Origin of the sequence: Pseudomonas sp. RIT-562 (assembly GCF_026241895.1) — a bacterium.
GTDB classification, from domain to species: Bacteria; Pseudomonadota; Gammaproteobacteria; order Pseudomonadales; family Pseudomonadaceae; genus Aquipseudomonas; species Aquipseudomonas mandelii_F.
Window position 1 is genome coordinate 130,613 of sequence record NZ_JAPJIV010000008.1, and the last position, 13,027, is coordinate 143,639.

General features: G+C 59.0%; 11 protein-coding genes, 1 tRNA gene and 1 pseudogene. 2 read left to right on the forward strand and 11 right to left on the reverse strand.

Features of this window, described 5'->3' with window-relative positions:
* Positions 1 to 2: 2 nt before the first annotated feature.
* Positions 3 to 779, forward strand: coding sequence for a TatD family hydrolase (locus ORL50_RS12715; protein WP_266015107.1), 777 nt, complete (start codon positions 3 to 5; stop codon positions 777 to 779).
* A 24-nt stretch (positions 780 to 803) separates the two neighbouring features.
* Here ORL50_RS12715 and ORL50_RS29085 read toward each other — a convergent pair whose 3' ends face one another.
* The 4 genes and pseudogenes from ORL50_RS29085 to ampD all read right to left on the reverse strand — a co-directional run bounded on the left by ORL50_RS29085 (position 804) and on the right by ampD (position 4,448).
* Positions 804 to 1,733, reverse strand: a complete 930-nt coding sequence (locus tag ORL50_RS29085) for a methyl-accepting chemotaxis protein (RefSeq protein ID WP_416236021.1) — start codon at positions 1,731 to 1,733, stop codon at positions 804 to 806.
* Positions 1,710 to 2,801 (reverse strand): annotated as a pseudogene (locus ORL50_RS29090) (methyl-accepting chemotaxis protein); the annotation flags it as partial. The gene ORL50_RS29085 and the pseudogene ORL50_RS29090, both read right to left, overlap by 24 nt.
* A gap of 253 nt (positions 2,802 to 3,054) precedes the next feature.
* Entirely contained in the window at positions 3,055 to 3,891 is an 837-nt protein-coding gene (gene ampE, locus ORL50_RS12725; protein ID WP_266015113.1) for a regulatory signaling modulator protein AmpE, read from the reverse strand.
* A complete protein-coding gene (ampD, locus tag ORL50_RS12730) occupies positions 3,888 to 4,448 on the reverse strand; it encodes a 1,6-anhydro-N-acetylmuramyl-L-alanine amidase AmpD (RefSeq protein WP_266015116.1) in 561 nt (186 codons plus the stop codon). The genes ampE and ampD overlap by 4 nt, the downstream gene beginning before the upstream one ends.
* Positions 4,449 to 4,643: 195 nt before the next feature.
* On the opposite strand from ampD, the gene nadC reads away from it, so the two are divergent.
* Positions 4,644 to 5,492 (forward strand): carboxylating nicotinate-nucleotide diphosphorylase, encoded by an 849-nt coding sequence (nadC, locus tag ORL50_RS12735; protein WP_266015118.1) that lies wholly within the window; start codon positions 4,644 to 4,646, stop codon positions 5,490 to 5,492.
* A 118-nt stretch (positions 5,493 to 5,610) separates the two neighbouring features.
* Here nadC and ORL50_RS12740 read toward each other — a convergent pair whose 3' ends face one another.
* The 7 genes from ORL50_RS12740 to infB all read right to left on the reverse strand — a co-directional run bounded on the left by ORL50_RS12740 (position 5,611) and on the right by infB (position 13,000).
* Positions 5,611 to 5,916 (reverse strand): DUF6388 family protein, encoded by a 306-nt coding sequence (locus ORL50_RS12740; RefSeq protein WP_094469169.1) that lies wholly within the window; start codon positions 5,914 to 5,916, stop codon positions 5,611 to 5,613.
* Between the two features lie 134 nt (positions 5,917 to 6,050).
* Positions 6,051 to 6,126 (reverse strand) — tRNA-Thr (locus tag ORL50_RS12745).
* 146 nt (positions 6,127 to 6,272) lie between these two features.
* Positions 6,273 to 8,378, reverse strand: coding sequence for a polyribonucleotide nucleotidyltransferase (gene pnp, locus ORL50_RS12750; RefSeq protein ID WP_266015125.1), 2,106 nt, complete (start codon positions 8,376 to 8,378; stop codon positions 6,273 to 6,275).
* 196 nt (positions 8,379 to 8,574) lie between these two features.
* Positions 8,575 to 8,844, reverse strand: a complete 270-nt coding sequence (gene rpsO / locus ORL50_RS12755; RefSeq protein ID WP_028623136.1) for a 30S ribosomal protein S15 — start codon at positions 8,842 to 8,844, stop codon at positions 8,575 to 8,577.
* Positions 8,845 to 8,986: 142 nt separating this feature from the next.
* Positions 8,987 to 9,904 carry a tRNA pseudouridine(55) synthase TruB gene (gene truB, locus ORL50_RS12760; protein ID WP_266015134.1) on the reverse strand — a complete coding sequence of 306 codons (918 nt, stop codon included), beginning with the start codon at positions 9,902 to 9,904 and terminating at the stop codon, positions 8,987 to 8,989.
* Positions 9,905 to 9,907: 3 nt separating this feature from the next.
* On the reverse strand, positions 9,908 to 10,309 hold the full coding sequence (gene rbfA / locus ORL50_RS12765) for a 30S ribosome-binding factor RbfA (protein WP_266015137.1): 402 nt from the start codon (positions 10,307 to 10,309) through the stop codon (positions 9,908 to 9,910).
* A gap of 159 nt (positions 10,310 to 10,468) precedes the next feature.
* Positions 10,469 to 13,000 (reverse strand): translation initiation factor IF-2, encoded by a 2,532-nt coding sequence (gene infB / locus ORL50_RS12770; RefSeq protein WP_266015140.1) that lies wholly within the window; start codon positions 12,998 to 13,000, stop codon positions 10,469 to 10,471.
* Positions 13,001 to 13,027: the final 27 nt, after the last annotated feature.

A 13,027-nucleotide genomic window follows, 5' to 3' on the forward strand; every position in this document is an offset into this window, starting at 1 on the left:
TCGTGGAGCTGATCGATACGCACACCCACCTGGACTTTGCCGACTTCGACGCCGATCGCTCGGCGCTGCTGGCACAAAGCCGCGCGCTGGGGGTGCGGCGCATGGTGGTGCTGGGGGTTTACCAGGATAACTGGCAGCGGGTCTGGGAGCTGGTGCAAAGCGACCCCGACCTGTATGCAGCGTTCGGCCTGCACCCGGTTTATCTGGACCAGCATCAGCCTGACCATCTGCATGAACTGCGTGCCTGGCTTGAGCGCTTGGCCGGGCATCGCCAACTGTGTGCGGTGGGCGAGATCGGCCTCGATTACTTCATTGAAACCCTGGACCGCGAACGCCAGCAGGCGTTGTTCGAAGCGCAGCTGCAATTGGCGATGGAGTTCGATCTGCCGGCGCTGATCCATGTCCGACGCAGCCATGCCGCAGTCATCGCCACGCTCAAGCGCCTGCGCCTGAAACGCGCGGGCATCATCCATGCGTTTGCCGGCAGCAAGGAAGAGGCTCGCGAGTACATCAAGCTGGGGTTCAAGCTCGGCCTGGGCGGCGCAGCGACCTGGCCGCAGGCGTTGCGTATGCACCGGGTGCTCGCCGAATTGCCACTGGACGCCGTGGTGCTGGAAACCGACTCACCGGACATGGCTCCGGCGATGTATCCCGGCGAGCGTAATAGTCCGGCGCATTTGCCGGACATCTGTGGGGCGTTGGCGGGGATCATGGGGATTAGTGCTGAGCGATTGGCGGCCGTCAGCACGGTGAATGCGTGCGAAGTCTTTAACTGGTAACGGCTCACTCCTACAGGGTTTAGTTCAGACCCGGAACGCGCTGATGAGCTGCTTCAACTCCACCACTTGGGCCGACAATGCCCGACTCGCGTCTTCGGTCTGGTGCGCCCCTTCGGCAGTGCGTTCGCCCGCACGGTTGATTTCGACGATGTTCTGGTCGATGTCATGGGCCACAGCCGTCTGCTGCTCCACCGCAGCAGCGATCTGCTGGTTCTGGTCGACGATCATGCCAACTGCGCCGAGGATGTTTTCCAGTGCCTGCTGGACTTTCTCCGACTGGCCCACTGTCCCGCTGGCCATCTGATGACTGCTGCCCATGGCTTTCACCGCAGCGCCAACACCACTGTGCAGCTTGCTGATCATCTGCTCGATTTCTTCGGTCGATTGCTGGGTGCGCTTGGCCAGGGTCCTGACCTCGTCGGCCACTACGGCAAATCCACGCCCCTGCTCACCAGCCCGCGCAGCTTCAATTGCCGCATTGAGGGCCAGCAGATTGGTCTGCTCGGCAATGCTCTTGATCACTTCCAGCACGCGGCTGATGGCCTGGCTGTCAGTGGCCAGTTGATTGATCACCAGCACTGACTGATCGATCTCGCCAGCCAGTGCGGCAATGCTGCCCTGTTGCGATTGCACCAGGCCGCGCCCGCTGAGCGTTTCGTCATTGACGCTATGCGCGCTGCTGACCGCCGCGGCGGCACTGCGCGCCACTTCCAGGGAAGTCGCCGACATCTGGTTCATGGCCGTCGCCACCTGCTCGATTTGCGAGCGTTGCCCCGCGACGGCCTGGTTGCTGCGGGCGGAGACGTTTTCCACCTGACCGGCCTGACGCTCGACCTCACCCACGGTGTGGCCGACACGCTCGATCAGGTCGTGGATCTTTTTCACGGTGCCGTTGAATACCTCGCCCAACTCCCCTAGTTCGTCGCGACTATTGGCGTTAAACGTTACCGTCATGTCGCCCGCCGCGACTTTGTCCATCATCGCGCCGAGGTTCTTGAGGGTGGTGCGGGTAGAAGCGTAGAAACCGCCATACAGGTAGAAAATCAGGATGAACACCACCGATAACGCTACCGCCTGCAGCACCATGTGCGTGCGGTTTTGCTCCAGGCGTTGCTGCAGCTGGGTCCCGAGGAATTTCAGGGTGGCTTCGTTGAGCTGGTAGGTCTGGTCCATCAGACCGGTGACCTGGTCGTAGAAACCTTGCCATGGAGTGTCCAGCGTATCAGCCATCACGACCTGCTCTTCAAACAGCTCGCTGGCTTTTTTCAGGGTTGAGAGGCTGATATCAGCTTGAGCCGCCAGGCTTTCCCTGGCCGCCCGGCTTGAACCGAGCGAGTCCTGCAGCTTCAGCGCGTATTCACCCTGGAGCTTTTCGATTTGCGCCATCAACTCATCAAAACGGGTGCTCGACGCCGAGTTGAGGAACCCTTGCCCCAGGGAAAACGCGCCCATGGCCCGCCCCTCGCCCAGCAGTTGGGTGACGGGGGACGTGACCGTGGTAATCAGTTCGGTCAGCTGGCGTATATCGCTTTGGGTATCGCGACTGAGGCCGGCCTGACTGGCGACGATCTGGCTGAAAACCTGGGCGCTGCCCAGCAGCTTGGCGATCATGCCACTTTTACTTTGCAGGGAGCTCTCGGCCTGCTGGGCCTTGAAGGCGGCGATCAGTTCATCGCGCTTGGCCTCGAATACCGCCACCTGCTCAGGATCAGACGACATGGCGTGCAAATCCTGCAGGCGCGCCAGCAGGCTTTGCTCCAGTGCGCTGATTGTCGACTCGACGTTGCCGGCCTTGCCCGACTGCCCCAGCGTGACGTTGATCTGCACCAGGTTGTTGAGCGTTTCCAGGTCCCGGCGCAGGGTCAGGCTGCTACCCAACAGGTCGATGCTTTGCAGTTCGATCCGCGTGCCCTGGAATTCACGATAGGAATCGCGTACCAGATAGAAGTTGGTCACCAGCATCGGTATGAGGAACAGTACGCTGATCAGGCTGAACTTCATGCCGAAACTCAGGCGATTCATTAGCGCGACGGCGGGATAGAGCAAGCTCTTCACTGTGAAGTCTCCCTTGGATTTTTTATTGTTATTGGCAGGCGCACAGAGACAGCAGATAGCCACTATTGGGCGCTGTCTCTGTATAGCTTAAATCGGCAGGAGTTTTTGTAACTTAAGGTAAACGAACATCCGACGCCAACCCTGTAGCAGCTGGCGAAGCCTGCGTTCGAGGGCGAAGCCGTCGTTAAATATTACAATGCGGCGCTTCAGGTTCACCGCCTCACGGCAAGACTGTCCACAGGGCGAAGCCGGCATACCAGAGCACGGCTGCGCGCAGCAGCAATTCCCAGATGCGGTCGAGGCTGTTGATGCCGTCCGGGCCGACTACCGGGGCGGGGATTTCGCCGGCCACCAAGCCGACTTTTTCGATCAGCTGGGCAGCGCTGATATCCCAGTTCAGCAGTTCATGAAGCATCACCCGGCTGACCGCAACAAAGTTGCCGACCAGGGCGAAACTGGCCGCCAGCAGGCGTACCGGTATCCAGTCGAAAGCATGCCGCAGTTGGCCGGCGCGCTCGGCTACCGCCGGGTTCTGCGAATGGACTTCGGCCAGTGCCAGCAAGCGATAGCTGAGCGCCGCGACCGGACCCAGCAGGAAGTACCAGAAGATCACCGCGAAGAAGCTCTGATAGGCCTCCCACAGCATGTGAGCCTGCACGCGTTCCAGCAATTGCTCGCCATTGTCCGCGCAGATAGCCAGGTCGCGGTTCGCCACATGCGCTGCCGCTTGCAGGTCTTCCCGGCGCCAGGCGTCGCGGAAGGGGCCAAGGCCAGCGAGCAGGTCGCCACGGCCCAGGCTGTAGATCACCACCAGCAAATGCACGGGCAGCGCCAGCAGGCCGTAGGCCACCGGGTCCAGGACGATCAACAGCAGGCCCAGCAGTGCAACCGGCAGCAACACCAGAATCACCAGGACCAGCCACGGGTGGCTCGCCAGACGAGGGCTGGCTTCAAGTTTGTACAGTTCGCGCAACCATCCGCCGTCGCGCTGGACCCGATGACGCAAGGCCGAGAACTTCTCGATCCAGACCGCCAACAGCAACACCAGAAAACTCATTGTTGTTCCTCTTTTACCAGGGCTGCGCGATAGCGTGCCCAATCGAACGCTGGCCCCGGATCGGTCTTGCGACCGGGTGCAATATCACTATGTCCACAAATGCGCTGTGGGGTAATCGCCGGAAACGCCCTCTGCAGCTGTCGAGTCAACTCCGTCAGCGCCTGATACTGAGCGTCGGTGAAGGGTTGATCATCCGTGCCTTCGAGTTCAATGCCCACGGAAAAATCGTTACAGGTTTCCCGTCCTTCGAAAACCGAGACCCCGGCGTGCCAGGCACGCTCAAGACAGGAAACAAACTGCGTCACAGTGCCGTCTCGCTCGATCAGGAAATGTGCGGACACTCGCAGCTCGGCAATCCCTGCAAAATAGGGATGCTCCGTGACATCCAGGCGATTCTGGAAGAACTCCTGCACCTTGCCGGTGGCGAATTGCGCCGGCGGCAGGCTGATGTTATGGATCACCAGCAGGGAAATTTCTTCGGTAGGGCGCGCATTGAAGTTGGGCGAAGGACAGACCTGGGCGCCTTCACACCAACCGCTCGCGGGGTCCAACTGCATACCGGTTCCTTCAGCGTCGACTGTATTGGCCCCCAGTATGCCGCGATAGACCCTCCGCGCGCGATCACTTGCCACGATTGATGTCGCGGGCAAGGCGACCAAATGCAGGTTTCACCACCGCTCAGGTCTTCTGATGCCTTGGGTTGCCGTGCGCCAAGGCCCTATAATCGGACGACTTTGTTTGTGGAGCCCTTTATGCCGAATCTACGTCTCGCCGATTTGACTGCCGAAATCGAAGCCAACGTGCGCCGTGCGTTGCTCGAAGATATCGGCAGCGGCGACATCACCGCGCAGTTGATCCCGGCAGAACGCCTGGCCAAAGCCACCATCATTACCCGTGACGCCGCCGTTATCGCAGGCACCGCCTGGGTCGATGCCGTGTTCCGGCAACTGGACCCGCGAGTTGCCGTGCACTGGCAGGTCAGCGACGGTGACCGGGTGCAACCCAATCAGGCATTGTTTCACCTCGAAGGCCCTGCGCGTTCGCTGCTGACGGGCGAGCGCTGCGCTCTGAATTTTCTGCAGCTGCTCTCGGGCGTGGCGACACGTGCCCGCTACCTGGCAGATTTCGTTGCGCAAACCGACGTCAAGCTGCTCGACACCCGCAAAACCCTACCGGGCCTGCGCCTGGCGCAGAAATATGCCGTAACTTGCGGCGGGTGCCACAATCATCGCATCGGCCTGTATGACGCGTTCCTGATTAAGGAGAACCACATCGCGGCCTGTGGCGGCATTCCAGAAGCCATCAACGCCGCCCACAAGATTGCCCCGGGCAAGCTGGTGGAGATCGAGGTGGAGAACTTGAGCGAGCTGAAGGAAGCGCTGGCAGCGGGTGCCGATATCATCATGCTCGACGAGTTGAGCCTCGATGACATGCGCGAAGCGGTGCGCCTGAACGGCGGCAAGGCCAAGCTGGAGGCTAGCGGCGGGATCAACGAAAGTACGCTGCTGCCGATTGCGCAAACCGGCGTGGATTACATTTCTATTGGTGCGATGACCAAGGACGTCAAGGCTGTCGATCTGTCGATGCGCCTTAGTATCTGAGTCAACATCGCATCACACATGTGGGAGCGGGCTTGCTCGCGAATGCGGTGTGTCATACGACAAATGTGTCGACTGGCACACCGCATTCGCGAGCAAGCCCGCTCCCACAGGTTTTTTGTCACACCACCAGATTATTCATCTCGCAGTACTCTTCCCACTCGACGCCCAGCACTTCGGCCGCCTCCTTGTGCAACACCAGGCGCGCTGCCTCGAACTCTTCCGGGGTCGAGGTGTACTTGAGCGTCAGCTCCCACGGCTGTAGGCCCTGGGATTCTGCCTCGTCCTCGAACGCCCACTGGATCTGGTCTTTCTGATCATCGGCGGGCAGGTCTTTGATCTCGTCAGCCAGCTGCGGCGTATCCAGCAAGTACTTCTTCAGCGCTTCTTCGTGTCTGGCTTCTTGGGTCAATTCTTTAACGGTCATGGCGTTCTCTTTGATCTGAGGAATGGAAGATGGATCTGGATCATCAAGGATCTCTCTGACGCAAAAAGCCGCTTGTTACCCGGCTTATCTGGCCTTCAGAACCATTCGGGGATCATCTGAAAACAACGTGTCGCTGGTGCCCGAGACAGGAATCGAACCTGCGACCTTCGCGTTACGAGTGCGCTGCTCTACCGGCTGAGCTACACGGGCGGTGGGCTAAACCTAGCACTGACCATGGAGTCAGGCAACTTCACTTACCTTTAAAAGCAAATCTTTTCCGGACACAAAAAAATGCCCCGCCGTTTTCACGGCGGGGCATTTTTTATAACGTTGAAGCGGTCAGGCCATGCGCGTAATTAAACGCCCGAAGCCTTGGCAGCTGCTACGTCCTTGATGGACAGCTTGATACGGCCGCGGTTGTCCACGTCCAGTACCAATACTTCCACTTCCTGGCCTTCTTTCAGGATGTCGGTCACTTTCTCAACACGAGCGTCGCTCAGCATCGAGATGTGAACCAGACCGTCCTTGCCAGGCAGGATGTTGACGAATGCGCCGAAGTCGACGATGCGCTCAACCTTACCAACGTAGATCTTGCCGATTTCAGCTTCTGCGGTGATACCCAGAACACGCTGACGTGCAGCTTCAGCAGCTTCCTTGGTTTCGCCGAAGATCTTGATCGAGCCGTCGTCTTCGATGTCGATCGAAGCCTTGGTCTCTTCACAGATCGCACGAATGGTCGCGCCGCCTTTACCGATGACATCACGGATTTTGTCGGTGTCGATTTTCATCGCGATCATGGTCGGAGCGTTTTCCGACAGTTCGGTACGCGACTGGCCAATGATCTGGTTCATCTGACCGAGGATGTTCAGGCGCGCTTCGAGGGCTTGGCCCAGAGCGATCTCCATGATTTCTTCGGTGATGCCTTTGATCTTGATGTCCATCTGCAGCGCGGTAACACCTTTGGCGGTACCCGCTACTTTGAAGTCCATGTCGCCGAGGTGGTCTTCGTCACCCAGGATGTCGGTCAGGATGGCGAATTTCTCGCCTTCTTTAACCAGACCCATGGCGATACCGGCAACCGGCGCCTTCATCGGCACGCCAGCGTCCATCAGGGCCAGGGAAGCGCCGCAGACCGAAGCCATCGAGCTCGAACCGTTGGACTCGGTGATTTCCGATACCACACGGATGGTGTACGGGAACACGTCGGCAGCCGGCAGCATGGCCTGAACCGAACGACGGGCCAGACGGCCGTGACCGATTTCGCGACGACCAGCGCCACCCATGCGACCACACTCACCTACCGAGAACGGAGGGAAGTTGTAGTGCAGCATGAACGGGTCTTTTTTCTCGCCTTCCAGGGTGTCCAGCAGCTGCGCGTCGCGGGCAGTACCCAGCGTTGCAACAACCAGTGCCTGGGTTTCGCCACGGGTGAACAGAGCCGAACCGTGGGTCTTCGGCAAAACGCCAACTTCGATGTTCAGCGGACGTACGGTCTTGGTGTCGCGACCGTCGATACGTGGCTTGCCGTTTACGATGTTTTCGCGAACGGTGCGGTATTCGATTTCGCCGAAAGCCGCTTTGACTTCAGCGGAAGTCGGTTGGCCTTCTTCGCCGGACAGCTTGGCAACGACCTGGTCTTTGAGCTCACCCAGGCGAGCATAACGGTCGGCCTTGATGGTGATGGTGTAGGCCTGGGAGATCGCGTCGCCGAACTCGGCACGGATAGCGCCCAGCAAAGCGGTGGCTTCTGGCTGAGGAGCCCAGGTCCAGGTTGGCTTGGCGGCTTCGGCAGCCAGTTCTTTAACAGCGTTGATCACAACCTGGAATTCGTCGTGAGCAAACAGTACAGCGCCCAGCATCTGGTCTTCGGTCAGCTCTTTGGCTTCCGATTCAACCATCAGTACGGCTTCCGAGGTACCGGCAACGACCATGTCCAGGCTCGAAGCTTTCTGTTGCTCGTAAGTCGGGTTCAGCAGGTAGCCAGTGCTTTCGTGGAACGCAACGCGGGCAGCGCCGATCGGGCCATCGAAAGGAATACCGGAGATAGCCAGGGCAGCCGAGGTACCGATCATCGCAGCGATGTCCGGATCGGTCTTCTTGCTGGTGGAAACGACGGTGCAGACAACCTGCACTTCGTTCATGAAGCCTTCTGGGAACAGTGGACGGATCGGACGGTCGATCAGTCGGGAAGTCAGGGTTTCTTTCTCGGAAGGACGGCCTTCGCGCTTGAAGAAACCGCCAGGGATCTTACCGGCAGCGTAAGTCTTTTCCTGGTAGTGAACGGACAGAGGGAAGAAGCCCTTGCCTGGATCGGCTTGCTTGGCACCGACAACAGTCACCAACACGCTGACGTCGTCGTCAACGGTGACCAATACTGCGCCGGAGGCCTGACGGGCGATACGGCCAGTCTCGAGGGTAACGGTCGACTGACCGAACTGGAATTTTTTGATTACCGGGTTCACGGTGTCCTACCTTCTTTTGTGGCTCTTGGGGAACTTGTCTTCTTGCGAAATTCTTGGGCAATGTCGGGAATCGGCCCAACGCCTGTCCAGGGTAAAACGTGTATCCAGATAAAACTTGAGGCTGGGAGCCTGCCATGCGCCAGCGGGAAACCCGCTGACGCACAGCAAACAACCAACCTCATAGCGCAATCGCTTATTAGCGACGCAGACCCAGGCGACCGATCAGAGCGCTGTAACGGCTCACGTCTTTGCCTTTCAGGTAGTCCAGCAGCTTACGACGCTGGTTTACCATGCGGATCAGACCACGACGGGAGTGGTGATCTTTACCGTTGGCCTTGAAGTGACCTTGCAGTTTGTTGATGTTGTGGGTCAGCAGTGCAACTTGCACTTCTGGAGAACCAGTATCACCAACAGCTTGCTGGTAGTCGGCAACGATTTGAGCTTTTTCTTGAACGTCGAGAGCCATGAGGCAATCCTTTTATCAGGAAACTGTTTCAGAAAAACAGCTTCAACAGGCCAGGGACAAATCCCTGTATCTAAAAATGAGTAGTGACCGTGCCTGTTAACAGCCACCCTCGCCAGCCTGCTTTGACACAGACTGGTTCCGGTCATTCTGACCGAATCAGTCGACGCGGCGCGATGCGCCCGTCTTCGCTCACTTCACCGATTCCGATGAAGCGACCATTGTGATCCTGTACCCGTACCATGCCGAACTTCGGCGCGTCCGGAGCTCGTACCGGCTGGCCGTTAAGCCAGTAGAACGAGCTGTGCTCCGAGAACTGCAGCAGTGGCCAATCCAGCAAGCCGCTGTCCGATGGCATCAGGAAGCGATCGACCGCTTCGTTACCGCCCTCGGCATGTACCGCTTCCAGCTCTTCAAGCGTGACAGTCTGCGCCAGCGTGAAGGGCCCGGCCTGGGTACGTCGCAATTCTGCAACGTAAGCGCCACAACCGAGTTGCTCACCGATATCCTCCACCAGGGTGCGAATATAGGTGCCTTTGCTGCAGTCCACCGCCAGCCGCGCAGTATCGCCTTCGAAGGCCAGCAATTCCAAGCGCGCAATAGTAACAGAACGCGGTTCGCGCTCCACTACTTCGCCTGCACGGGCCAGCTTGTACAGCGGCTGGCCATCACGCTTGAGTGCCGAGTACATAGGCGGTATCTGACTGATTTGCCCACGGAATTTCGGCAGGGCCGCTTCGATATCGGCGCGACCAACGGTCACCGGACGCTCCTGCAAAACCTCACCTTCGGCATCGGCCGTGGTGGTGGTCTTGCCCAGTTGCGCCAAGGTTTCATAGGCCTTGTCGGAATCGAGCAGGTATTGCGAAAACTTGGTCGCCTCACCGAAGCACAACGGCAACACGCCGGTGGCCAGCGGATCGAGACTGCCGGTGTGACCGGCCTTCTCGGCGTTCAGCAACCAGCGAACCTTCTGCAACGCCGCGTTGGAGGTGAACCCCAGCGGTTTGTCGAGCAGGATGATGCCGCTGACGTTACGACGGATACGTTTGACCTGAGCCACCGATTACTCCTTGGCGTCTTCGGGTTCAGTCGCTACCGGGCGCTGACTGTCTTCTGCCACCGCACGTTCGATCAGGGCCGACAGGTGCGCGCCACGCACGACGCTTTCGTCGTAGTGGAAGTGCAACTGTGGAACGCTGCGCAACTTCATCTCACGGGCCAGCTGCATGCGCAGGAAACCAGCGGCAGAGTTGAGCACCTTGATGCTTTGCGCGATGTCTTCGGCGTTGTCCTGACCCATCACGGTGATGAAGATCTTGGCGTGACCGACGTCACGGCTGACTTCAACAGCGGTAATGGTGACCAGGCCGACGCGCGGGTCTTTGACTTCACGACGGATCAGCTGTGCCAGCTCACGCTGCATCTGATCGCCGATACGTTGGGTACGGCTGTATTCTTTTGCCATGTCTTGTTACCTGTTACTGCCCCACGGTGAAACCCGTGTGGTCTGAAAGCGGCAAACGCCCGGCCTGACGGAAGCCAGACCGGGCGTTGCGTTTAGAGTCCTGACACCTGGCCGCGCATCTGCATGCGGCGGCCTGGCGTGGCCCTTGAAGTGCGCGAGTTAGAGGCTGCGAGCAACCTGAACCTTCTCGAAGACTTCGATCTTGTCACCGACTTTGACGTCGTTGTAGCTCTTCACGCCGATACCGCATTCCATGCCGGCACGTACTTCGGAAGCGTCATCCTTGAAGCGGCGCAGGGATTCCAGCTCGCCTTCGAAGATAACGATGTCTTCACGCAGTACACGGATTGGACGGTTACGGTGAACAACACCTTCGAGCACCATGCAACCGGCGATCGCGCCGAACTTCGGCGAACGGAACACGTCACGCACTTCAGCGATACCCAGGATGTTCTCGCGAACATCGCTGCCCAGCATACCGGTGAGGGCTTTCTTGACGTCTTCGATGATGTCGTAGATCACGTTGTAGTAACGCATATCCAGGCCTTCCTGCTCGACGATCTTGCGAGCGCCAGCATCGGCACGCACGTTGAAGCCAAACAGTACAGCGTTGGAGGCCAGTGCCAAGTTGGCGTCGGACTCGGTGATACCACCGACACCGCCACCGACTACACGCACTTGCACTTCGTCGTTACCCAGGCCGTTCAAGGCGCCGTTCAACGCTTCCAGCGAACCACGGACGTCAGATTTGAGGACGATGTTGAGCGTCTTCTTCTCTGCCTGACCCATGTTTTCGAAGATGTTTTCCAGCTTGCCAGCGTGAGCGCGAGCCAGTTTGACTTCGCGGAACTTGCCTTGACGGAACAGAGCCACTTCACGGGCTTTCTTCTCGTCCGACAGCACGCTCATCTCGTCGCCAGCGTCCGGGGTACCGTCCAGGCCGAGGATCTCGACAGGGATGGAAGGCCCGGCTTCCTTGATTGGCTTGCCGTTCTCGTCGAGCATGGCACGTACACGGCCATAGTTCGAACCGACCAGAACCATGTCGCCTTGGCGCAGGGTACCGTCTTGAACCAGAACGGTTGCAACCGGGCCACGACCTTTGTCGAGACGCGATTCAACCACGACACCACGGCCAGGAGCCGAAGGGGTCGCTTTCAGTTCGAGAACTTCAGCTTGCAGCAGGACAGCTTCGAGCAACTCGTCCACGCCGGTACCGACTTTCGCCGAAACCGATACGAACGGGGTGTCGCCGCCCCACTCTTCCGAAGTCACGCCGTGAACCGACAGTTCGCTACGGATGCGATCGAGATCAGCGCCCGGCTTGTCGATCTTGTTCACTGCAACGACCAGCGGAACACCGGCAGCCTTGGCGTGCTGGACAGCTTCAATGGTCTGCGGCATCACGCCGTCGTCCGCTGCAACTACCAGGATCACGATGTCGGTCGCCTTGGCACCACGGGCACGCATTGCGGTAAACGCGGCGTGACCAGGGGTGTCGAGGAAGGTGACCATGCCGCGTTCGGTTTCAACGTGGTACGCACCGATGTGCTGGGTGATACCACCGGCTTCGCCAGCAGCTACCTTGGCACGACGGATGTAGTCGAGCAGCGACGTCTTACCATGGTCAACGTGGCCCATTACGGTCACGACTGGCGCACGGGAGAACGTCTCACCTTCAAACTTCAGGGACTCGGCCAGGGAATCTTCCAGGGCGGTGTCGCTGACCAGGGTCACTTTGTGGCCCAGTTCTTCGGCTACCAGCTGAGCAGTTTCCTGATCAAGCACCTGGTTGATGGTCGCTGGGGTACCCAGTTTGAACATGAACTTGATGATTTCAGCAGCCTTGACCGACATCTGATTAGCGAGATCGCCAACAGTGATGGTCTCGCCGATCTGCACATCACGCACGACAGGGCCGGTTGGGCTCTGGAAACCGTGGGCGTTGCGCTTTTTCAGCTTGGCCTTGCCGCGACCACCACGACGGAAGCCATCGCTTTCTTCGTCGGTAGTACGTGGGGCAACGCGTGGAGCAGGCGCTTTCTCTTTAACCGAAGCACGATGCGGAGCGTTTTTGCGCTCGCCATCGCCACCACCGCTGCGACGATTGTTATCGTCTGCACGTGGTTTGTCAGGACGGCGCTGTTCGTTCTGCTTGTTACGAACGTCTGCAGAAGGAGCCGGAGCAGCAGCCACAACCGGAGCGCTTTCACGCACAGGCTCGGCGGCCGCAGCAGGAGCCGCGACTGCGTCGTTGGTAGCGTTTTGCGCAGCAGCAGGCTGGCGACGCGCTTCTTCTTCGGCGCGACGCTTGGCTTCTTCTTCAGCCTTCTGACGAGCAGCATTTTCTACTGCGCGACGTTCGTCCAGTTCGCGTTTGCGCTCGGCTTCGATTTCTTCCGGGCTGCGCTGTACGAAAACTTTCTTCTTGCGTACTTCAACGCTGATGCTTTTGCTGCCAGCAACACGCAGGGTGCTGGTGGTTTTACGCTGCAGCGTGATCTTGCGTGGTTCTTCCACTTTCGCCTTGTGGCTGCTCTTCAAGTGAGTCAGCAAAGATTGCTTCTCACTGTCAGTCACATGTTCTTCGGCGGCGGTGTGCGGCAGACCTGCCTCACGCATCTGCTGCAACAGGCGCTCTACCGGTGTTTTGACCTCATCGGCCAGTTGTTTCACCGTGACTTGCGTCATGCACTTCTCTCCTCAGGCCGCGCCTAA